The sequence below is a fragment of the Candidatus Thorarchaeota archaeon genome (genome assembly GCA_013388835.1).
GTDB lineage: Archaea > Asgardarchaeota > Thorarchaeia > Thorarchaeales > Thorarchaeaceae > JACAEL01.
On the sequence record JACAEL010000014.1, the window covers coordinates 18,241 to 41,159 of the forward strand.

Consider the following 22,919-nt stretch of genomic DNA (forward strand, 5'->3'; position numbering starts at 1 on the left):
CTACTGAGCACGTTTCTGGCTGAACTCCTTCATCTTTTCGCCGAAGGCATCTATCTCTGTGTCAGTGCCATGTGTCTTTCTCTCTTCTTGGAACTCAAAGAGGACCTGCTCTCCGACAACTGCTGAGACTATCGTCCTCAGTTCACTCTTTGTGAAGGGGATTCTCGGTTCATCTTCGGCCTTGAGCATGACGATACTCTCGCGGTGACCATCTGGAAGGTACAGGCTATTGACACCCACCTCTACTGCGGGGTAGATCATTGTTCTTACTGCAGTCCTGAGCTTCATCGGCCCCTCAAGAATCAGTGGCTCACCGTAGGTGTCTCTGATTTCTGTCAGGAGTTCCTTAGCAGACTCCATTAACTCCTTATTCTTCTTCTTGACCAGTAGAACGATTCGTCGTCCCGCCTTCACTGCCCGTAGAAGTGTGACATCATCCAGCTCAGGGTATCCTTTCATGCGTTCTAGCATCCATCTGCTGAACTCAACGTCGAACTCGGAAATCTCTCCGGAGTCCAGCTTGCTCTGGCAGCTGGGACACAGCATGTCCGATTCGAGGTCAAAGACACACACAGGCAGTTTCATTGTAAGTCCTCGCGTTCCGTGAGACCCGTACCTTCAGGGCTCCGGGCGACGAACATATCAAATTTGTGTTGCATCTATATAGCAAGCACAATATCAATCGTAGACACATTCAGGTCGCTGCCTTTCTCGGTCTGTACGGTCGTTGTGTCTATGATGATTGACTTGACTTTGGCGCTAGTTATGAATCTGTGACGCACTATCTCCGCAACGTCTACCGCTCGACTGATCAGTCGACCTCGGGCCTTTATGACGACTTCTTTCGCACCTTTGTCGAAAAGAGTCTTGCATGCAAGCACATAAGACATGACGTTCTTGGAGCCTACTAGGACTGTGGATCCCTCCACGTTCTTCTCTCTTGACTCTCTCCCGGTGTTCTCCACCGTCACCCGAAGTCTCTCCGGTACGATTCCTCTTGCAATAGATGCTGTGTCATTGCGTGTCTAATATTGCTTTCGATTACCTTTGTTTTCACAGGTCCCGCCATCGAGTAAAGCTTTTCTTGACAATGAATGCCGTGGCTTTGGATGTTTCACTAGATGACACAGTTGACCTTTCTGGGATCCTGCAGGGAGATTGGCCGTTCGGGTTTTCTTGTTGAACAGGGAAATGAAAGCCTTCTCGTTGACTACGGTGTGAAGCTCCTAGACCCCCCCGTGTTTCCTCAGCTGGTCCCTACTGATACGCTTCAGGGAGTGATTGTCACACACGCGCATCTTGATCATTCTGGGGCTGTTCCCCGTCTGTTGTCGGATGAAGAACTCTTCATGTACTGCACTCCTGCGACGAGGGACCTGACTCAGCTACTGGTGCGCGATATGGACAAGCTGGCAAGAGGTCGCCTTCCGTTCACGACTAGGGACATTGCACGTCTGCGGAGTCAGTGTCAACCAGTCAGGTACGAAGAAACCCTCCCACTGGGCCATGAGTTTGAGTTCACTCTTTTCAATGCTGGTCATATACCGGGCAGTTCCATGGTCTCACTCCGAGTCAATGACAAGCGCGTGCTCTTCACTGGGGACTTCAATGCCATAGCGTCACAATTGAACCATGGTGCTCGGAAGAACTTGCCCAGACACGACATCGTGGTCACTGAGAGTACCTATGCTAAGCGCATCAATCCCAACAGGGAGGAGATTGAAGAGGCTCTTGTTCAGACAGTGATGGAGACTCTTGAACGCGGAGGCAGTGCCCTCATCCCCGCCTTTGCCGTGGGCAGAAGCCAAGAGATAATGTGCATTCTGGCAAAGCACAACCTCCCTGCAAAGTATCCCATCTACGTCGATGGTCTGGCACGGAGCGTAAACGAGATTGTTGCCAAACACCCAGAATACATCGCCTCTCCCAAGGCATTTGAGATGGCTGTGAGTCACACACGTGTCATTGAGGACAACCGTGACCGAATTCAGGCAGCTAACGAGGGCAGCGTAATCATCACACCCGCTGGGATGCTCAAGGGTGGAGCATCGCAGCTATACCTTAAGATGCTGCATGATAACCCACGACACAGTCTGATTCTCGTCAGTTTTCAGATTCCCGGCACTCCTGGCGCAGAACTCCTCGCCAAGAAGAAGGTCACAATAGGTGGCAAGGTGTTTGAAGTCGCCGCGGATGTCAGATACCATCATCTGAGCAGTCACTCAGACTCTCGTGGTCTCATGGACGTTCTGATGAACATTCCCGGAGACCCCGTGTTCTATGTTGTCCATGGGGAATCAGACTCTTGTGATGCGCTTGCCGAGAAGCTTGAAAAGAAGGGGCGAAAGGCCATCGTGCCCTCTGTCAACGACAGAGTGGAGTTCTAGACCTGCTCCTCTTTCTCGGGCCTCGCCTCAACGATCTGACACTTCACCTGTTGAATGACCGACTCGGCTTTCTGGGGCTCCAAGACTAGTGTGTAGAGGTACTTGCCAGTCCGGAGCTTCAGTTTCACGCTGTCACGACCTCTCTTCACACGACACTCGGCTGCGTCCTCGGTCATCTTGAGGAACTTTTCCACATCATCAATCTGCTTTGGCATTTGTGAGCCCCTTTCCATACTGTGGTTTTCGCTTGTGGACCATTCATGCGGCTAACTTCAGCATAGCATTGTCTTCTACCGACTTCCAGACCGCGGTAGGAGAAATGACTCTGATGGTCCCGTCGGCTGATTCGTCCTGCCCCACGGCCTTTACGTTATAAGAATGTCGGAGTGTTGACAACTGTCACAAGTCGAATTTCCCTGTCCACCAGACGCCTGACTGCTACTCCGTTGCAGAAGTCACGTCCGAAGCTACAAGGGGGTCGTCGCGCCGCCTGATTTGTACGAGCATGGCACACAGAGTCTCCCATGTGCCATTCTCAGCCGTGAGGCACTAGGTCGAAGCCACTTGTGCAACAGAGTTGCATCTCGTCTATTGCGTTCGCAGGTCTGTACTGACGAAATGGATCAGAGCTACCAGAAGAAGAGCCGATGGAGCTGCAAGCATCCAGATTAGGGCGTTGAAAGCATCCAGATTAGGGCGGCCGCCATGGTGTTCGGCGTGTCCCGCTCCACGGTCTACAGTGTGGTGTTACAGTGTCCTACATCTCCTGTGATTTCACAACAGGGCCCCTGACTGCACAACGTTTTTAATCGCTACCACGCAGTTTCAATCAGACAGAGTTTGACACGATAGTCCTGTCCGCCCACATGCAGTACCGGGATGACTTCCCGTGGCCGCAAGGGTGTCAGACCACCGTAGTCTGTGTGTCTACAACAGGGGACAGAGCCTACCATCTTACAGGTTGTTGCTGGATGATTGCCGTGTTCCGGCAATCCTCTGTGCGACGTGTCCAACTCTGAGGCTGCTCTTGCGTGCCCATCAAGGGCAATCGCTTGACTTGGGTCGGTAGTTTAGCTCGGTTATGACACCGCATTCACACTGCGGAAGTCGGGAGTTCGAGTCTCCCCCGACCCACCATCTTGCTCCTTGATTCCTTCTGTTCATGAGTGACCAGTGTCCTGCCTGTCATGATAGTCAAAGTGTATCGCAAGGCTTCAGTACCTGCCTGACTTGCACCAGACACCAGACTTGCAATGACCATGAGCCACTCTACTCACCTCTGTCTGATAGTGATTGGTGGTTCTCGGTCTGCAAGACCGACTGCAAAAGACTGAGAACGACTACTTCTTGCCCCGTTTCTTGGGTCTTAGGTCGCTTCTCTTGCACTTTCTACACTTCTTCGCGCCTAGTGGATTGGTCGCTCCGCAGTCGCGGCAAACTGACTTGTATAGTAAGTAGTGCTGTGCAAGCTTGCGTTTCTCGATGTCAGCGACTGGCATTCTGATGACCTCAATCCTGTGGAACGGACATCCTACGGAACGAGCCCGCTCAGGGTCCTCATTGGTGTCGTATTAAAAGGCTATCGCTCTAGCTTCGAAGGACTCCTAGGCGAGAGAGACCCTGCAGCCTCTCTACACTCCTAGAGCACTTCTTTGAGAATCCTTGCAACATCACTTGGCCGCTCTGCGACCCTGACTCCGGCCGCAGTCAGTGCCTTGATCTTTGCCTCAGCTGTCCCGCTGCTCCCGCTGATTATTGCTCCTGCATGTCCCATCTTCTTTCCTGGTGGGGCAGTCCTACCAGCGATGAAGCCGACGACAGGAATGTCCAGATGTTCCTTGACATAAGCAGCTGCACGCTCTTCAGCGTCGCCACCTATCTCTCCTACGATGACTATGGCCTTGGTCCTCTTGTCCTTCTGGAAGAGCTGCACACCCTCGACCGTTGTGAGACCCACACACGGGTCGCCGCCCATGCCTATAGCAGTGGTGGTCCCAATCTTGGCGCTGGTCATGCCTGCTGCTATCTCGTATGTGAGGGTCCCACTTCTCGACATGAGTCCCACGGGGCCATCCATGAAGACATGTCCGGGCATTATCCCCAGTTTCTGTTTGGCCCCCGGTGTGATTATTCCCGGTGTATTGGGACCTATGACTGTTATGCCCTTCATTCTCGCAGCATGAATCATCCTGATCTCGTCTCTCACGGGGACATGTTCTGTAATGACCACAACAGGATTCAGATCAAGTGATATGGCCTCCAGAGCAGCATCAGCTGCAAAGGGCGCAGGCACGAAGATTACAGATGCTGTAGCGTCGTGTGCGGCCTTGGCCTCCTTCACACTGTCGTAGACTGGCACACCACTGACATCCGTACCACCTTTGCCGGGTGTCACTCCTGCTACGACTTTTGTCCCATACTTCAGCATAGCACTAGTATGGAATGTCCCCTGTGCTCCTGTTATTCCTTGAACTACTACACGAGTCTTACTGTCGACAAGTACCGCCATTAGGACACCTCCCTGACTATCTCTACAACCTTCGCGGCTGCCTCTTCCATCGTGTTGAGAAACGGTATACCCGCATCACGGAGTATTCTCTGACCCTCTGCCTCATTCGTACCGACCATCCTTATGACCATCGGTACCCTGATTCCCTTTCTCTCCCGTGCAGCAACGATGCCCCTTGCAACATCATCACATCTAGTGATGCCCCCCATGATGTTGACAAGTATTGCTTTCACCTTGGGATACATCAGAGCAATGTCTATGCCCTTTTCTACCCGCTCCGCGTCAGAACCGCCGCCCAAGTCTAGGAACGTTGACGCTCTGCCTCCTTGAAGGGCAACTGCGTCAAGGGTGGCCATCGTAAGACCTGCACCATTGCAGATGCAGGCCACATCGCCATCCAGCTCGACATATGCCATCCCGTGTTCCGATGCGGCTCTCTCACGCTCGTTCTGTTCGACTGGTTGCCGGTTGAGTTCTTCAACAGTCTTCTTGTGTCGGTAGAGCGCGCTGTCATCTATGTTTAGTCTTGCATCTGCAGCAAGTAGCCTGCCGTCTTTGGTGAGTATGAGTGGGTTGATCTCCGTCAACTCTACGTCATAGGCCTCTACAACACTCCACAGTCTGAGAAACATGTCTGCGACCTGGTTGATCAGCTTCCCCCTGAAGCCCATAGCGATAGCCATGTTCCGGGCCTCATAGCCTCCAAACCCAAGAAACGGGTCCACATGTGCCTTGATGATTTTCTCTGGGCTCTCGACTGCAAGCTCCTCTATTGACATCCCGCCAGCGGCGCTTCCAATGACGACGTACTTGCGTTCGTTTCTATCAATAGTGATGCCTGCATAGATCTCTTGGGCAATGTCCAGCTTCTCCTCGACGAGGACGGATTCGACTGGAAGGTCACTGATTCTCATTGCAAGAATCTCCTTAGCTACGCTTCCAGCCTCTTCGGGAGTATTGGCGAACTTCACTCCTCCCGCCTTGCCCCTCTTGCCCGCAAGAACTTGGGCCTTGACGACTACAGGCTTTCCCACTCTCTTGGCCACTTCACTTGCCTCTGCGGGAGTCCTAGCTAAGCCGCCAGGAGGCATTGGTATGTTGAAGGTCCGGAAGACATCCTTGGCCTCATGCTCGAACAGCTTCATAATTGATCACCAAAGCAAGGGTCTCTTGTCACTCGCCCTAGGCTCATCCGGGTCCCGTTCTGTTCACCTAAATAAGCTTCACTCCGGCTCTTCGATGAGTGAAACAAGTGTCTTCTGGAGTTCAAAGCTCTCCCTGTTGAGCCCTAATCTGTCGTCGCCCGTCATCAGTTTCAGGAGGATTGCGTTCGTGTAGTGAAGCTCCTCGATGATGTTCTCCAGAACTCCTGCCATGTCCTCCTCGCAGGCCAGTTTCTGTATGTTTCCCAGCTGTACGCCATCAAGGACGCGTCTTACCAGTGCCTTTGAGTGCCCAGTCCTTGTCGCAACGACTCCTGTGAGGATGTCCTTGAGGTCACCGGAACCTGCCTTCGTGGCTCGCATGACCTTCTGGGCGTCCTTCACAGGTACACCGAGAACCGTGACGTTCGCGCCAAGAGTCGTGCATTTGACACTCTTCCCGCTTCTTGTCACGAGTCCGTCCTGCTCAAGTTCACTTAGCACACTCATGCCTCGCAGCGACTGAAGCACGACAGAGGTAGCGTATGGCTTGGTCTCAGGGTTGCGCATCGCAAAGCCAGCGAATTTGACTATGTGTTTGCATAGCCTGTGTCGGCTTGCTCCTTGGTACTTCCATGACTCACAGGAACAGGACACGCCCTCAGCAGCCTTCAATGCTACGTAGTGCCAGATCTCTCTTGTGCCACTGTGGATCAGTCCCTCTATCTTGACTGGTGTGACCGAGACCAGCTTCACGCTGGAGTCGGGAATCTCCTCGGCCCTCCTTGTGATTGACGCAGTGGCCCTGAGAGCAAGAAGAGACTGTGCGTCCCCCTCTCCGTCCAACAACAGCCCCGCCTGTGTCATCCCCAAGAAACGGTTCTTTGCGGCCCAGTAGGTCCTGCTCAGGACTACGAATGGGTTCTCGTTCTCAACACCAGTCCTGCAGACCTCACTGAGCACAAGGTCCTCTAGGTTCTCCGGTTGGTCCATAGTGCTGTCCACTTCTCCAACCCTTGGGACTATGGTCCCATCCTCCTCGGTGACAAAGTACTTGTCTACAACTCTCCGTTTCTCTGCGTCGCTGTCAACAATGACCATCCCGAATGCCTCGTTGTCCTTTCCTGTTCTGCCAGCCGAATAGAGAAGGTCCGTCACCTCCCACTCGGGCAGCATCATGGGTTCACGTTGGTCTGACGACGTTTCTGTGTCATGCCCAGCATAGACCCCTAGGAGAAAGACGACAGTCGCCTGCAGGCCGCTCGCAATTGCAAAGCCTGCTGGCATCATGATGACTGGTATCTTTCCTGCCTCCCATGCCTCTGAAACAACCCTCCTCTGCGATCTGGGTAGGCCTTCATGAAGTATGGCAACACCCTTTCTCAGTACCCCAACTAGGTCCCTCGTCTGTCTACATTCAGGAAAGAAGCGTCCTATGCTCCTAGCGAGGTCCAGTAGCACATCCTTGGTCTCTGGACGCATTCTCAGGTCTAACCGGTCAGAGTCCGACATATCCTCGCCAGTCACCAGCTGCTTTGCCAAGTTCTCAGCAGCATGAACTCCCGATGTCAGAATCATGACCTGACCGTTCCTGTGGTAGACGAACTCGATGAGGCTGACAAGTGACCTGTGCAGACTTTCAAAGACCTTTACGCTGAAAATCCTCTTCACTTCGGGTCTGGGGTCCTTCACAACCTCTGCAGACAGCCACTGGCGCACGGTCTCAATGTCGGCTATCGGCCTGGTGACTGCAACAATCTGTGGTTGTGTCGCGACTCCCTTCAGCGCCACCAGTATCGACTCGAGAGGTGCACCTGCGGTCTCATGCCCAATGAGGTCCACACGCTCTACGAGGACTATCGCTACTCCCTCTAGTAGCTCAGGGTGTGCTCTGAGAGCAATACTGAATGACTGATATGTACCAACTGTGATTCTCCCATGCCTAATCTCCAGTCCAGTCGCACTCTTCCTCCGGATGATTGACTTGACCTCTATACCCAGTCGTCCACATCTAGCTCCGATGGACCTCAGGCGCTTCTCTGCCTGATGTGGGTTTGGACAGAGGACAACTGCTCTGGCTCTGAAGTCCGATGCCACACGATTGATCACTGCTATCTCAGCAACGTCGTAGGCCTCATCGAAGTCATGTGTGACCAGTATCTGGTTCTCTCCCCTCATGAGTCCCGCATGCAAGGCGCTCTGTTGGAATTCGGTCAGTCTGACAAGTCCTTGACGCCTCAGTATCTCCAACAGACCGGGGTTTATACGCTCGAGCTCGAGTTCCATCAAAGTGCTCGTTGTTCTATCACCCCTGTGGTATTGCTTCTGAGGATTGGTTCATTGTTGTCTTCATCAACTATTATATCTTCTCAGGCTCTAATCATTAGGCTGCAGGACTGTGGAGAAAGGTTTATTCCTCGCCCCTCGGTCATCTCTGCAGGTTTTCATATGGAGATTGCGTCTGCGATTAAGACCTGTGAGATAACGAAGGCGGCGGTTGTTGACACATCTGGACGGAAGATTGGACACATCTCAGACCTCACATTCAAGTTCGACGGCCGGTTGAAGCTCTCTCAGTTCATACTAGCTGGTTCACGTATAGAGGAGTTCCTAGAGAGAGCGCGACTGCGGCCCGACAGAGACCCCGTGTTCGATGCATCGTTCATCAAGCGCATTGACTCAAAGAAGGTGTACCTAGGGACCAGCGTGGACGAGATGAAGACCACCCTTGACTCGGATGCGATCCCTCAAGGTGAGATACGCTTCTCTCGCTTTGAGAAGCTGGATGTCGTGGACAAGGCCGGAGTCAAGGTTGGTAGACCAATTGATGTTCACTTCGATACAGATGGCACCACATCCATAATTGTCGGTGGTCCCTTCCTGGAAGAGAAGCTTGAAGCCATTGGCATCAAGAAGGACATTGACATCATTGTGCCCGACGTTGTGATTCAGTCAGTCTCAGATTGCATTAAGCTGTCAGTTTCGAAAGAGGAGCTGGCAACAACAATGGAGTCTGCTCTGAAGGATTTGGTGTCAGAGGTCAGACGCGCGCGTGATTCAAAGGCCACACAGAGGTCCATTGCGAAGGTGCATCTCTTCACTCAGAGGCCACTCTAGACTCAATCGGAGAGATTCAACTCTGTATAGACTGAGAACTGTCGCAGCTGAGCTGAATACAAGAGTACAAAAGGCAGTTCTCGGGTGTCGCTAGAAACCAGTTATGGCCGAGGGTTGTATCGGTCACTGTGCCCTGAGGACTGAAGAAAATGGCCTTTGTAGCTACGAGAGACTCGAGCTTCCGAATACTACTGAAAGATGGTTTCAAGGTCCGACCTGGATCTGCCTTCTTCTGTGGCTTCCACGGACTCGGCGAAGTGGGCTTCCTAAGTACTGCACATCTGACTCGTGCACTGAATGCTGAGAGGGTGGGTTTCATCAAGAGCGATATGCTCCCGTTGTTTGTTTCGATGGAGAATGGGCGTCTGGCTCTCCCATTTGAGATATACTCACACGAGAAGATGGTCTTTCTCGTTCCGAGATTTCAGCCCCACCAGTCTGAACAGTGGCAGTTCATAGACCAGCTGGCAAAATGGATTGTCGAGCAGGATTTCTCGGAGGTGGTACTCCTTGGAGGACTCGACGCAAGCTTCAAGGAAGACGAGGAGGATATGCGATGCGTGCCGACGACTGCCTATCTCCCCCTTATGCAGAAATGGTCCATTCCACTGCTCGAAGAAGGCCTCTTCGTTGCAGGTCCACTGGCTCTCCTACTTGCCGAGCTCGAGATGCGTGACTATCCTGCGATAGGTCTGCTCACGTATGCTACAAGAGGTCGTCCTGACCCGGGCTCAGCAGCGAAGATGCTGGAGAAGATAAACGAGATCTATGACATCAATGCCAATGTTGACCAGCTTCTAGAGGAAAGCAAAGAGATTGAACGACTCGAGAAGATGAGGAAGTCCATCGAGTCTGACGATAGAACGACTGACATGTTCGTCTAGGCTCTGACGTACCATCCAATGTCGATGAGATTCCTTGCGACCAAGTCCTCTCTGGAGAGTCTGTCCAGTCTTGCGATGTCAACGGAGAGGGCTGCGACTCCAAGGCAGACGCCGTCCTCGTCCTCGACAATCACCCTCTGGTCCCTCACTAGACCCGGTGCCGCTCTCACGACTGATTCTCGCAGAATGCCTCTGCCGTAAGTGAATGCCTCCGCGCCCCTCTTGGAAACCACTATCTTACTCTTGGTGGACGTGGCAATCCGTTCAGCAGCACAAATGCTGAGTTTCAATTGACCGTCAGCGAGGTCTCCCAACCAGACCCCCATTGAGTTGATTGTGAACGCGTTCCCGTCAATTGAAAAGTACCTCTCCCAGTCTGGTGGGATTGCGAATATGGAGTCCTTCCTCTCACTTGACACGACAACTATCATCAGACCTGCACACAGATGTGCCGCGGACCCCCTTCCGAAGTCCCTGTCAATCTGTTCTTCAACTACACTCCAGAGTTCAGGGTCGATTGGTTTTACTGTCATGCTTCATGCATTACCTCTGTGGTCTCACTCTTTCTTCTCAACCATCCTTGGTCAGTTTGCAGATGAAGAAGCCCTCAGTTCCGTGTCTGTGCGGGAGAAACCTGCGGGCCTGAACAAGGCGCCCATCCAATTCCACTCCGTAGGGTGAAGAGTATCCCGGGTCACCAAACTCCATAGTGATGGGTGCGACAGACAAGTCGGAGTGGCGCCTGAGGACTCCATCGACCACATACTCTCCCTCCTCGGGTGCAATGGAGCATGTGGAATACACCAATACGCCGCCGGGTGCTAGAGCAGCGACTGCCAAGTCCAGCATCTCTTCCTCCCGAGTTGCGCAATACCTCAGATCCGCCATTGTCTTACTAGTCTTCCTCGTAGGATCAATTGGTATCAACCCCTCTCCTGAACAGGGCGCATCGAGGAGTATGCGGTCCGGGTCTAGTCCAAGAGCAAGCACCTTCTTCGCATCCCCTCTCAGTACTATCGCATTGGTCACGCCACAGCGTTGCAGGTTCATCTCGAGTGCTCTTATTCGCAGCCTGTCTTGCTCCACAGTGAAGATTGTGCCGGTGTTGTCCATCAACTGAGCCAGATGAGTTGTCTTTCCACCTGGTGCTGAGGCAAGGTCAACCACCACCTCTCCCGCCTGAGGTTCCAGTACTCTTGCCACAGTCATCGAGGGCACTCCCTGCACATAGTAGAACCCGCGCATGTGCTCAAGAAGCGACCCGGGTGAAGTCCCATCGAAATCAGCCCAAAGCCCTTCTGGCAGCCAGTTGACGGGCTCTGTAATCACATCCTTTGTTCGCAGTATCTCCCGGAGAGTGGCCGCATCCGTCTTGAGTGTGTTGACTCTGATGGAACTCCTGACTGGTCGCTCACATGCCTCTATGAACTGGAGGGTTTCGTCCTCTCCCCAGAGCGCAAGATACCGTTCAATCATGTATTCAAGATACCCATGCTTGATGGCGAGTTCTCTTGCCTTCTCTCTGTTTGGCCTCCTAGACATCTGTTGCTCCACTCCATGGCATTTCGGCCTTGTGTGTCATGCTCTGTTCACTCATACTATGGTCTACTGTTGAGCTGCGCGGCAAGCTGATTCACATCTGGCGGAATCACCGGCACCTCTCCAGCTAGTCTTGCGGCCGTTTCCAAGTCCTTGAAGCCAGAACCCGTTATTGGGACCAGAACCGTATCGGTCGCATCAATCACACCGTCTCCCAAGAGCATCTCCAACCCCGGAAGGGCGGCCACCCCGCTGGGTTCTGCAAAGATTCCTTCAGTCTTTGCAAGACGCGTGACGTATTGCTCAATCATCTCATCCTTTACTGCGACTGCAGTCCCCCCTGTGGCTTTCAAGTACTTTATTGCTGCGTCCCAGTCCCAGGGATATGGGTCTGCCAGTCCTCCTGCAACTGTCATCGGTTCACCCCACCGTTCTATGGTTTCAGAGTGTCCTTCTCTTCTTGCCGCCCGGACGATTGGTGCACACCCTTCTGGTTGAACCACCACCGGTCTGGGCACATCATCAATGAGCCCCATGTCTCTGAACTCCAACAGCCCCTTCATTGTGCCAGCCATCAGACCCCCGCTGCCAGTCGGAAAGAGTATCCAGTCCGGCGGGTCCAGTCGCATTTCGCAGGCCACCTCATACCCCAGCGTCTTCGTGCCCTCGAACTGAAAGCAGTTGAACGGCCCGAACGACGGGACAGGTGTCCATCCGAATCTGTTGCAGGCCTGTTCTAGCAGGTCTGTTGTCGGGTCAACACCCTCTCCAGATGAGCGGACTCTAAAGACATCCGCGCCTAGTGTCTTGAGGTGGACCAGCTTGGCCCTTGGGGCAGCTTCGGGCACTAGTACGACCGCCTTGAGTCCTGCGCTGGCCGCATAGGCTGACATTGCAGCAGCCGCATTCCCTGAGGATGCGGCCACGACGCACCTCGCGCCGTCCTCGACCGCCCTACTCACACCCACAGATACAGGCCTGTCCTTGAATGAGCCCGTCGGGTTCAGAGTCTCATTCTTCAGGAAGAGTCTATTCAGACTCATCAACTCGGCGAGTCTCCTGCTCTTTATGAGGGGCGTGTCGCCTTCTCCCAAGTATACATGACTCTTCGCACTCCTCAACGGCATCAAGTCGATGAATCGTCGTACCCCTCCAGACCTCTTCTCAATCACCTTCCACGAGATGACCTCCTTGAGTCCCTCGATATCCAATGTGATGTCTATACGTCCTCCGCACCCATCATTACATGGTACGGTGTCCAAGTCATAGGTCTTCCCGCACTTTGCACACTTAAAGTCCCTGAACCGGGAAATGCGAGAGCTCATGTGATGGTCAGTCTGAATCACACGTTATCTTAGTTGTGTTTCACCAGCAGACCTATCAGTCTGTACTCATGACTCGTGAGGAGTATGGTTTCAACCAGACCCATCGAGGTCGAGGTCAAGCTTCCAGTCCAGGCTGACAGGGTTGCTGGACTGTGTGCAAGACTTGAGGCTCTCGCCGCGCGCCGGCTCAACGAAGAGGATCACGAGGACATCTACTTCGCACACCCTACAAGGTCATTTGCACAGACAGATGAAGCTCTGCGGTTGCGGAAGCGAATCCCAGTTGATGCAACAGTCCCTGTACCCCTCCCACAACTGACATACAAGGGACCCAAGCTAGACAAGACGACGAAGACCCGGCAGGAGTCCACAGTTGAGGTCAGCAACTCTGAGTCGCTCCTCGAGATTCTTGAGAGCTTGGGCTTTAGGAGGATGGGAACTGTACGGAAACATCGGGTGTTCTATGATTTGGATGGGACCGTGGTCAGTCTGGACCGAGTGGACCAGGTCGGTACATTTGTGGAGGTTGAGATGATTGCCCGTGATGAGTCCGAAGTCCCCAGAGCGAGGGAGCGCGTGTTCACTGTCATCAAGAGTCTCAACCTGAATCCCGCAGACTCCGTGAGAGAGTCGTACCTTGAGCTGCTGTTGGCCCGTATGGGCGAGTAGACTGGTCATATTCGGCTTTCAGCTGGTTGACAAAGGATACAAGTAGCCCATGGCGTTCCGCTGCCATCCTCTTCCCTGTGTCGGTGTACATATGCTCCTGAAGCCTGAGCAGTTTCTCCTCTGCATGCGCCAGAAATCCTTCAATGCCTCTTCCTGAAGCCACCGCTTCTGCAATTGCTCTGTAGATGCCAATAGCCCCCATCGCATCTAGTCTGTCCGCATCGCTGAGAATCTCCCCCTCACGCGTGACTGGTCTAAGTCCTTCGCTGAACCGATGGGTCCTAATTGCATCCACGACCTGCTCGACTTCTGTGTCCGAGTATCCTATTCGCGACAATATCCCCCTGCTCATCTCTCCGGAGACTATCGAGTGGGAAACTCCGGTGGTCTTCTCCTGCGGCCTGCCGATGTCATGAAGCAGAGCAGCGGCAGCAAGTACCCGAGAGTTCACGGCCATCTCTTTGCCTATGGTCATGGCGATTGAATACACACGGTGTACGTGATCGATGGTATGTGCGCCATGCTCTGAGTCACAGAGTACACGCTCGACAATGGAACTGAGTTCCTCAAGTTGCAATCTATCCATCTTCGATTCTCCATTCAATCCAGCAATGCGCTCTTGTGTTCTATTGCAGGGACAGAACGAGCAGCGGTCTAGGAGTATGCCTCACAAGAAAGCCTTTAATGGTTCAGGTCGGAATAGCTAGAGGTAGTGTGCCTCTGCCCACCTTTGAGGCCGCAAGAGCCGCTGCTCACGCCCAAACGAGAGTGATACCCGTTGATTTCAACTGTTACCGCAGACAGAAGAAAGGCTGGCATCACAACAGTAATCAGCTCCCTTATCCTTCTCATGACAGTGGTATGGGCCACGACTTCGTTTGTGCTAGTGCAGTTCACTCAGCCGCGCACTGAGACGCCCCACGAACCTCTCTCGGATATGATGCCATGGCCATATGACATACCTTGGGCCGGTGGGCGCTCAAACTGGTTTGAGAATGTGAACTACACAGACCTTCCCTTGGATCAGCAACTGCCTGAGGACCTCCTTCAACAGCTTGAGAACATAGTCTTCTATGTTGCGCCTCAGGACCCTCCCCAACTGTGGCGTACTGGTGCATACGACGCATATGATGGGTCACGATGGACCAAGACCTTGGAGAGCAGAAGAGACCTGAACTCTGCCGAGCTCGTGTCTAGATCCTACGCGGAGTCTCTCGGCAACCAGATTTACACTGTCATAGTCAATGTGACAGCGGGCCCAGTAGTGGGCGACATCGAGCTACCTGTTCTCTTTCCACAGACCCTGATTGTTGAGGACTCTTTCCGTACAGGCTCCATAGTCGGTGGTTCGTTCCAATATGACAGCGAGAGTCGACTGATCAACTATGGTCTGAAATCAGACGAGTATGGAACGGTCCTATTCAGCCCACTTCTACAGGCTCCAACGGGCTCGAGTGTCTTGGTCAGCTATGAGGTCACGTATGTCAACCAGGACCTCTCTAGTGTGGCTGCCTCTGCTCTGCCAGGTTCTAATGCACCATCCGAGATTCGTGACATGTATGGTCTTCCTGCTCTGAGTGGGGTCTCACTCACCCCTGCGGTGATTGGTAACATAACTCAGTTCCAAGGCAGCGGAAGCAATGCTTATGAAACCGCGATGATTGTGAGTAACCATTTCCAGACTGCTTATGATCTCATTCTCAGTGATCCGGAAGTCTTCGAGCGTCCTTCTAGTGGCCAAGAGGTGACAGACTGGTTCCTTGCACGGAATGGTGGGTTACCAATGGACTTTGCCACGGCCTATTGCGTCTTCATGAGGTACTTGGGCATACCTGCGCGACTGGCTATGGGATATGCCATTGGAGACCCTGAGGGAGAGTACAGGACCGTCCGAGTCAGACACATGATGTTTTGGGCGGAGGTCTACATTCCAATGAGTGGATCCGAGGCAGGCACATGGATACAAGTCCTGCCAATGGCTCTTCCCGATGACATGGGCGGATCTGAGATTCCTGAGAACACTGACCCCGGAAGCGTGCAGCTATGGGTCTGGCATAGCGAGGTAGGTACAGGATGGATCCGAGTAGGGGATCAGTTCGAGGTGTACGCATCCATCATCTTCAATGGTATGCCTGTGGCGACGGGCGACACACTCATCTTCCGAGACGTGACCGACAACCGATTGATGGGGTCTGCAGAAATCAACCCGACGACACGTGTTGCAACGCTGTACTACTCCTTCCCCTCCAGTGCCAGTGCTGGGTTGCATAACCTTAGTTGTGTCTACCATGCAGCCAGCTTCGATGTGTACAACTTCACCCTGATTTATGCGGTTGCAAGCCCCGACCCACTTGCTATGCCAGCAGAGACTATCAGCTTTGCACCAAGTGAAGTCGTCGACATGAACCTCAAGCTCGGTTTGGACGACTACATCGCATATTGGGATGACATAATCCACGTTCATGGGCTGATGACTGTCGGTGGCAACCCAGTTGACGGTTCAACCCTCGTCAACAATCAGATGCAGATAATGTGGGACGAGAGCTGGATTGGCAATGCCACGATTCTTAGCGACGGGACCTATGAGTTTGATATCTCTGTCAACCCCGTTAGCTCCAGAATGACACTGGGATACCACTTGGTATGGTCCAGTTATGCTGGGGAGTACCAAGGTTCTATCCCTGTGCTGCTACCTGCCCGGTCCGCAGACAACTCAACGGTCGAGGTCTGGGGCAAGGCTCGGGTCCAGCTGTGGGTCGCCCCCACAGAGGCCTCCCGCGGCTCCACCCTTCACTATCAGGGGCGTTTGCGTCTGCTCAACGGAACCTATCTGGCCTCGCAGCCGATTGGGCTGTTCTTCGATGAGACCAAGTTTGATACCGTGCTGACCAACTCAACAGGCGGCTTTGTAACTGACTATGTTGTACCCACCTCAACGACAATTGGTTTCCATACTGCAATCGCCAATTGGACTCCTTTTTTCATTCAGCGAGTAATAGGTAACTGGAGCAACTCCGTCGATGTAGAGATTGTGATGCAGTCCGCTCAGCTCTCAATCAACTCCACGCCCTCCAGTCCTGAGGTTGTTCACTTCCTGGAGGACATCGTGATTGAAGGTCGGCTCACAGACGAGCTCAACGGGTCTGGAATAAGTGCGAAGACGGTCCACATATGGTGGAATGAGGGCGGCAACTTGACATACCTCGGGAACACTACGACGAATGCATATGGCGACTACCAGTTTGTATACACTGTTCCCATTGGGTACATCGGTTCAGTTTCCTATTGGTCTGAGTGGATCTCTGATGTGCCTAATTATGATGGCGCAACATCACCGGTCCTGTCCATCTTTGTGACAAACTACATGACCAACCTGACCATCTTCTCCGACTCCTCCTACTATCATCTAAACGAGACCGCCCATATCTGGGGCTTCTTGACCTTCGAGAATGGGACACCGATTTCAAGCCGGAATGTCTCCGTCTACTGGCTCAACTCGACCACTCTGCTCTCCTTCAATACAACGACCAATGGCCTTGGCCGGTACGACTTGTTCTATCCACTGTCTCTGAGTGATGGTCCTGACACCGTCCAGGTCGCTGCCCATTTTGTGTCATGGACCCCGCTGTACAACGACTCCAGTGCATTGCTTGCTCCCCCTCTCACACTCCAGTTGTACCAGATGGACCTCACAGCTTCACTGGACAACACTCTCTATCATCTTGACGAGGTCATCCATGTCTCAGGAACACTGTCCTTTGTTCAGAACGGGGCACCGATTGCAGGGGCGACAGTGTGGGTTCATTATCAAGACAGTGCGCTGAATCTTCAGGTGTTTCAGAGGACTACAAACGGACTGGGTCAGTACTCTCTCTACTACAACTGCACGACTGCTGACCCCCTTGGAACGGTCCGCATCTGGGTCACATACTCTGCTACGAACCCGCTCTGGGACAATGGTCAATCTGACAATCAGACTGCCACCCTGATACTGTACGCTCTGACGCTCACGACGTCAACGAACTCGACTTCCTACCATCTTAATGAGACCGTATTGGTCTACGGAGTACTGACATTCACACACAACAGCACACCCATTCAAGGAGCAGTCGTCACGGTCTATTGGAGATGGGACAACGGGACTGTGCACAGCTATCTTACAAACCCGACCAATGCCACCGGACACTTCACATTCTACTACAACCTGTCCGTGTCCAGCGACCGAGCAGGCACTGTCACAATATGGGCAGCATACAACTCCACAGCCCCTCTCTGGGCAGACGCGGACTCCTATCCGGGGGTCACAGTGAGCCTCGTTCTCTATGCGGTCGAGCTGAGTGTTGTGTCACCCGGGTCTGTCTACTTGGACGAGAGCCTAGTGATTGAGGGCACCCTGACGTATCAGGGTGGTCAACCTCCCATCGTGGCTGAGCTTGTCAGGCTGTTCTTGCTTGAAGGTCCTGACTGGGTATTGATTCACCAGATGCCGACAAATGCCACAGGGGGATTCAGGTATGTATACACTTTCACGCCAACTACACAAGGACCGGGCATGTACCAGTTCAAGTGGAACTACTCATCTAGCGATCCCCTGAGAAGCAGTGCAGAGACTCCCTTTTCGGTCAATGCCCTCAGACATGATGTGAACATGGAGTTCTCGGTATATCCTCTTACCACATACCTGAACCAGTCACTCCTACTCTATGTCCGCCTGTACTTTGACAACGGCTCTGCGTTGAGTGATGCCAACTTCTCTGTATTCTGGAGCAATCATACTCATGACTTGGTCATTCTGGTCGGGACTACGAACTCGACTGGTGAGTGGGAGTATCTGTACACGGGGTTCCGGCTCCACACTGACCTATCGCCGAGTCTGTATGTGGAGTTCGATGGCTCCCCAATCCTTGAGAACAACCGGTCAGACGACATTGGAGTGAGCTTGGAGCGTTGGCAGACGCTGATAACAGGACTTGATACAGGTGGCGTCACCAGCATCTATGTCACCCAGACACTATACATCAGCGGTGTTCTGTGGTATGACCTGCCTATCACGGATATCCCCTACGGAGATGCACAGGTGGTCATACTACTTGATGGGTCTCCTATTGGCATCACATCCTCTCTAGGTGACGGTTCATTCGAGTACGCTTGGCTTGTGCCACAGAACCTCTCCACCCTAGGAGTTCACCAGATCTCGGCAGCCTATGTTTCATCATTCAACTGGATTGCCAGTTACACAAGCAGTTCAATCGGCGTGAACATCACGGCATACGTGCTGACCTGGGTTGTCAACAGTCCTTCAATTGTCTATCGTGGCGAAGACTTGGTTGTGACGGGCACATTATCTCTTGACAATGGGACCTCTCTAGTCGGCTATACCGTCTGGCTTGTTCTCGCTGGAGAATACGTGACGGGCAATGTGACTGGCGGCGGAGGCGCATTCTTGCTCTCATACATTGTGCCTTGGAATCGGGTTGTCGGCCCTGCCTCACTCTTTGTCGAGTTCGATGACCCGGGTGGTGTTCCATTCTGGAACATGGCATCTGACGAGCAGTCCGTGACCTTGAGAGACCTGATCAATATCGACTTGGACCCTCAGAGCGTATATGTCGTCAACCATGGCAGCTCCCTGACTGTCAGCGGCCGGGTCACGAATGGAGGCGGCAATGTCGCCGGAGTACCTCTGGTGGTCTTTGTCGATGTTGCCCCCGGCAGTACGACATTCTACAGTCAATCGGATGGCACCTTCTCTATTGACCTCTACGTCGAGTACGGTTTGCCAGTCGGTACATACACATTGAGCGTCACCGTGGACAGTCCCTATTACGATATCCTAGGAGAGAACGAGACATGGTCTGTCCGTCTTCATCTGACCACGGTGATTACGATCTCTATTACTATCCCTCAAGACGTCATGCCCGGTGAGGAGATAGTAGTCCTTGTGAGTCTTGTTGATGAGTATGGCGCTCCTGTCAATGGAGCGGTCGAATTCTCAGTCGGCAGTGTCGTGATTAACACTTCCAGCATCTTTGCGGCAGTACCTACTGCCGTGAGACTGACCATTCCCGTGTCATGGTCTGGGGGTAGCGGCCACTTTGCAGTGGCTGTGACATACAATGGCAGTGACTACATTGATGGAGACAGCGCTCAGACTGTATCGACCTTTCACATATTTGCGGATGCGGTCTTCACGGTGACCAGCCCAGCAGCAGTTCAACTCACAACACAACCTCTGGTCGTCAACGGCATCCTGAAGGATGATCTTGGCAATCCGATAGTTGGTCGTCGCGTATACGTCCGTGTGGGTGAAACGGATGTGTACAGTGCCCTGACGGACCTGTCTGGTCGCTTCTCATGTGTCATCGATGCGAGCCCGGCAGCAGGTACGTACACTTATACGCTCTCGATTGCTGGAGCGAACGAGCATCAAGCTGGCCCGTTCACAGTCATGATTCAGACAAACACAGGTGGTAACATGCAACTCCAAGAACTTCTCATACCGCTGATAGCAGTGGCTGCTGCTGCGGTATCTGTACTTCTTTACTTGTACTATGTCCGTGGTCTGGGCAGAAGAGCCACTCGGACCACAGGTGTTGACATCAGGGACAAGCTCAGAAACATCAGAAAACTCGCAGACTCCGGAAAATACTCTGCAGCAATCACTCTTGCCTACCGGACCTTCGAACAGATGTGCGGGATGAAGATGGGGTCCGAACGCCTCAGTTCTGAGACATCGCGCGAGTATGTCGAGCGCGTCCTCAAAGCCATCCCACTCGACGGGGCTGCTGTGGAGGAGTTCATGCAGAGCTATGAGGAAGCACGCTTCTCACGCCACGAGATACCGCGAGAGCAGTGTGAGCGGGCCATCAAGACCTTCACAGACCTGTACCCTCGCGTCGATACTGGTGTGATGACCAAGTAGTGAGTGGTGGTTCGAGACGGCGGCCAAACAAGCGATGTGGATTATACTGTTTGTCTTGACATGGCTACCAGTTGGTATCCTAGTCCTTGAGAGCGCCGGCGGAGTGCAGGAGTCCTACAGTTATGACTTCAGTATCTACAATGAAGAATGGAATGGGCTCAGCGACTTTCGAGTACAGATTGAGTCGACAGGACGCGAAACGATGTCCATACAGTCTGTCGTCAGCGTCGTGACTCGCCTGAGAGGTCAAGCCATACTTGTAATTATGGGCCCTGTAAAGGACTTCAGCGCTGAAGCCGCCTTTGTCTTCTGGGATCACCTATCTCAAGGCGGAGGCCTATTGATAGCAGATGACTTTGGAACCGCAAACTCCTCTTTGGCCATCTTGAACCTTCTACTTGCAGGTTCTCTTGGTGGCTCTGGTCTACCTATCGAGAGCTTGGTTTCCTTTACGGGTGGCGTGCTTCTAGACTTAGACTCCTACGATACGAGTCCAAAGCTACCTGTGATTACCCGTTTCACACCCGGTCTGGACGGAGGCGCACTCACCCAGGGCGTCACCAGTCTGCATCTGAACTGGGCAACCGCACTCAGTCCCAGGTCTGCTATGGGTTTCGCAGGAGTTGCATGGACGACCCAGAGGGCATGGTGCGATACTAACATCAGTGACCCCTCTCCCTATCCGGATGAGAACGAGTGGAGTGGTTCACTGCCGGTCGCCGGTGCAATCGACCTCGACCTCCTCCTCCAGGGTGAAGAGACACTTGGAAGAATGGTTGCAGTCAGTGACCCGAGTCTCTTCATCAATGATATGCTGGGTCGGGGCAGCAACAGTGTGTTCGCTGCAAATGTCGTGAACTGGCTCAGCAGAGGTAACTCCTCATTGCCAGTGGTGTTCTGTGAGACGCTTCTGCCTGTGCCCTTTACTTCGGCTGAGTTCATGTATGGAGTCTATCTCGGCCGAGTCCTGTTCTTCGCCACACTTCCATTCTTCTATGTCGTTGCTCCACTCTTTACAGTTGTTGGACTACGGCGGTACATTCCTGACCCGAAGAAGCCTGAGGTAAAGTCGATGTCAGAGGTCTTCCTCAGGAAGGGACAGACTTACTTCAGCGAGAGAATGGCATACTATCGTAGCGTCGGCAACTACGCCCGAGTCGTCAAGATGCTGTATCGGAAGCTTGTACGGGACTTGAAGAAGACATATGGCTGGGCCGACTACGACCCAAGAAGGCTGTGGTCAATCCTCTCGTCCAGAGAACGTACACTCAGAGAAGACGACTTCCACAGAACAATCAAGAGAATCGAAGAGATATCAGCCCGTCCCTTCATGAAAATCAAGGAGAATGAGATGATGAATCTCTTCTTCTTCATACGAAACATCCAATCACTCCTAGTCGAATCAAAAACGTGAGGTAGACATGAGAAAATGAGCACTGAGGAAATTGAAAGCACCGGCCTGGCCTCGTCAGGCCCCATGAGCATCCCTGAGGTGCACGAACTGACCTCGGAAATAGTGCGCGAGTGTCAGCGAGTCATCGTCGGCAAGACTGATGCGCTGAGGGACACGCTCATTGCATTCCTGTCAAACGGACATGTGGTACTAGAGGGAGTGCCAGGCCTTGCTAAGACCTACATGGCACGCACCTTTGCTTCTATTCTGGGCTGCGCATTCAAGCGAATTCAGCTCACTGTCGACACCCTGCCAGGTGACATACTTGGAGGAAACGTCTTCAACCAAGCGAGTGGCGAGTTTTACTTCCGCAAGGGTCCCGTATTCGCCAATCTTGTACTTGCTGACGAGATCAACCGTTGTCCGCCGAAGTCACAGAGTGCTCTCCTTGAGGTAATGGAGGAGCGCCAAGTGTCTATTGAAGGTGTGACCCGGAAGCTGCCTAACCCGTTCCTGATCATTGCCACCCAGAATCCAATAGAACAGGAGGGCACATATCCTCTTCCGGAGGCACAGCTCGACCGTTTCATGTTCAGACTGATACTGGACTATCCTACTGACAGTGAGGAGTCCGAGGTCATACGTCGTAAACACCTTGGGGAGGCAACGGACCTCAGAGTGTTGGCCAACCCCGAGACGATAGTGCGAATGCAGGATGCATGTAAGACGGTATACTTGGATGAGGACGTCATAAACTACATTCGGGACATAATAGTCCGCACGAGAAACGATCCTCAGATTCTCTTGGGTGGCTCGCCACGAGCTTCTCTGGTCCTGATGAGCGCTTCAAAGACGCGGGCTGCAATGCATGGTCGCGACTACGTGATTCCAGAGGATGTCCGCAGACTGACTGTCCAGACCCTGAACCACAGGCTCATGCTAAAACCAGAGGCCGAGCTCGAAGGACTGTCAATCGAACGGGTCATCTCAAAGATCCTAGGAGAGGTTGATTGCCCCAAGTAGGCTCATTTG

18 protein-coding genes and 1 tRNA gene are annotated in these 22,919 nt (G+C 53.0%); 8 read left to right on the top strand and 11 right to left on the bottom strand.

The annotated features are described in order from the left end of the window. Both HXY34_02275 and albA read right to left on the bottom strand, forming a co-directional pair. Window positions 1–585, bottom strand: coding sequence for a hypothetical protein (locus HXY34_02275; GenBank protein ID NWF94944.1), 585 nt, complete (start codon window positions 583–585; stop codon window positions 1–3). Window positions 586–659: 74 nt separating this feature from the next. Continuing rightward, window positions 660–929 (bottom strand): DNA-binding protein Alba, encoded by a 270-nt coding sequence (gene albA / locus HXY34_02280; protein NWF94945.1) that lies wholly within the window; start codon window positions 927–929, stop codon window positions 660–662. Window positions 930–1,121: 192 nt separating this feature from the next. Between albA and HXY34_02285 the strand changes: the two genes are divergently transcribed. Continuing rightward, complete coding sequence (locus HXY34_02285; protein NWF94946.1) at window positions 1,122–2,387, top strand: MBL fold metallo-hydrolase; 1,266 nt, start codon at window positions 1,122–1,124, stop codon at window positions 2,385–2,387. Here HXY34_02285 and HXY34_02290 read toward each other — a convergent pair. Then, on the bottom strand, window positions 2,384–2,602 hold the full coding sequence (locus HXY34_02290; protein NWF94947.1) for a 50S ribosomal protein L38e: 219 nt from the start codon (window positions 2,600–2,602) through the stop codon (window positions 2,384–2,386). The two genes, HXY34_02285 and HXY34_02290, sit on opposite strands and share 4 nt — an antisense overlap. A gap of 844 nt (window positions 2,603–3,446) precedes the next feature. On the opposite strand from HXY34_02290, the gene HXY34_02295 reads away from it, so the two are divergent. Then, window positions 3,447–3,524, top strand: a tRNA-Val gene (locus HXY34_02295). Between the two features lie 203 nt (window positions 3,525–3,727). On the opposite strand, the gene HXY34_02300 is transcribed toward HXY34_02295, so the two are convergent. From HXY34_02300 to HXY34_02315, 4 genes are all read right to left on the bottom strand, one after another. After that, entirely contained in the window at window positions 3,728–3,886 is a 159-nt protein-coding gene (locus HXY34_02300; protein ID NWF94948.1) for a 50S ribosomal protein L40e, read from the bottom strand. A 140-nt stretch (window positions 3,887–4,026) separates the two neighbouring features. Beyond that, on the bottom strand, window positions 4,027–4,896 hold the full coding sequence (gene sucD, locus HXY34_02305) for a succinate--CoA ligase subunit alpha (GenBank protein NWF94949.1): 870 nt from the start codon (window positions 4,894–4,896) through the stop codon (window positions 4,027–4,029). Continuing rightward, window positions 4,896–6,041 carry an ADP-forming succinate--CoA ligase subunit beta gene (gene sucC / locus HXY34_02310; GenBank protein ID NWF94950.1) on the bottom strand — a complete coding sequence of 382 codons (1,146 nt, stop codon included), beginning with the start codon at window positions 6,039–6,041 and terminating at the stop codon, window positions 4,896–4,898. Before sucC ends, sucD begins: the two co-directional genes overlap by 1 nt. Window positions 6,042–6,119: 78 nt before the next feature. Next, entirely contained in the window at window positions 6,120–8,324 is a 2,205-nt protein-coding gene (locus HXY34_02315; GenBank protein ID NWF94951.1) for a hypothetical protein, read from the bottom strand. A 162-nt stretch (window positions 8,325–8,486) separates the two neighbouring features. On the opposite strand from HXY34_02315, the gene HXY34_02320 reads away from it, so the two are divergent. Together HXY34_02320 and HXY34_02325 are read left to right on the top strand one after the other, a co-directional pair. Next, window positions 8,487–9,155, top strand: a complete 669-nt coding sequence (locus tag HXY34_02320; GenBank protein ID NWF94952.1) for a hypothetical protein — start codon at window positions 8,487–8,489, stop codon at window positions 9,153–9,155. A 149-nt stretch (window positions 9,156–9,304) separates the two neighbouring features. Then, a complete protein-coding gene (locus HXY34_02325; GenBank protein ID NWF94953.1) occupies window positions 9,305–10,039 on the top strand; it encodes a proteasome assembly chaperone family protein in 735 nt (244 codons plus the stop codon). Here the strand turns inward: HXY34_02325 and HXY34_02330 are convergent. Genes HXY34_02330 through HXY34_02340 form a run of 3 tightly spaced genes read right to left on the bottom strand, consistent with a single transcriptional unit; the run spans window position 10,036 to window position 12,903 of the window. After that, complete coding sequence (locus HXY34_02330) at window positions 10,036–10,572, bottom strand: hypothetical protein (GenBank protein NWF94954.1); 537 nt, start codon at window positions 10,570–10,572, stop codon at window positions 10,036–10,038. The two genes, HXY34_02325 and HXY34_02330, sit on opposite strands and share 4 nt — an antisense overlap. A 37-nt stretch (window positions 10,573–10,609) precedes the next feature. Further along, window positions 10,610–11,581, bottom strand: a complete 972-nt coding sequence (locus HXY34_02335) for an RsmB/NOP family class I SAM-dependent RNA methyltransferase (protein NWF94955.1) — start codon at window positions 11,579–11,581, stop codon at window positions 10,610–10,612. A 56-nt stretch (window positions 11,582–11,637) separates the two neighbouring features. Further along, a complete protein-coding gene (locus HXY34_02340) occupies window positions 11,638–12,903 on the bottom strand; it encodes a pyridoxal-phosphate dependent enzyme (protein ID NWF94956.1) in 1,266 nt (421 codons plus the stop codon). Window positions 12,904–12,987: 84 nt separating this feature from the next. Between HXY34_02340 and cyaB the strand changes: the two genes are divergently transcribed. Continuing rightward, the gene (cyaB, locus tag HXY34_02345) at window positions 12,988–13,572 is read left to right on the top strand and encodes a class IV adenylate cyclase (GenBank protein NWF94957.1); all 585 of its coding nucleotides are present in this window, start codon (window positions 12,988–12,990) and stop codon (window positions 13,570–13,572) included. Here cyaB and HXY34_02350 read toward each other — a convergent pair. Then, window positions 13,502–14,158 carry an HD domain-containing protein gene (locus tag HXY34_02350; protein ID NWF94958.1) on the bottom strand — a complete coding sequence of 219 codons (657 nt, stop codon included), beginning with the start codon at window positions 14,156–14,158 and terminating at the stop codon, window positions 13,502–13,504. The two genes, cyaB and HXY34_02350, sit on opposite strands and share 71 nt — an antisense overlap. 192 nt (window positions 14,159–14,350) lie before the next feature. Here HXY34_02350 and HXY34_02355 point away from each other — a divergent pair, with 192 nt between their 5' ends. The 3 genes from HXY34_02355 to HXY34_02365 all read left to right on the top strand — a co-directional run bounded on the left by HXY34_02355 (window position 14,351) and on the right by HXY34_02365 (window position 22,910). Then, window positions 14,351–20,494: a DUF4129 domain-containing protein gene (locus HXY34_02355; GenBank protein ID NWF94959.1), complete on the top strand. Its 6,144-nt coding sequence runs from the start codon at window positions 14,351–14,353 to the stop codon at window positions 20,492–20,494. 55 nt (window positions 20,495–20,549) lie between these two features. Further along, window positions 20,550–21,908, top strand: a complete 1,359-nt coding sequence (locus tag HXY34_02360) for a hypothetical protein (GenBank protein NWF94960.1) — start codon at window positions 20,550–20,552, stop codon at window positions 21,906–21,908. A 63-nt stretch (window positions 21,909–21,971) separates the two neighbouring features. After that, entirely contained in the window at window positions 21,972–22,910 is a 939-nt protein-coding gene (locus tag HXY34_02365; protein ID NWF94961.1) for a MoxR family ATPase, read from the top strand. The last annotated feature ends 9 nt before the right edge of the window (window positions 22,911–22,919 follow it).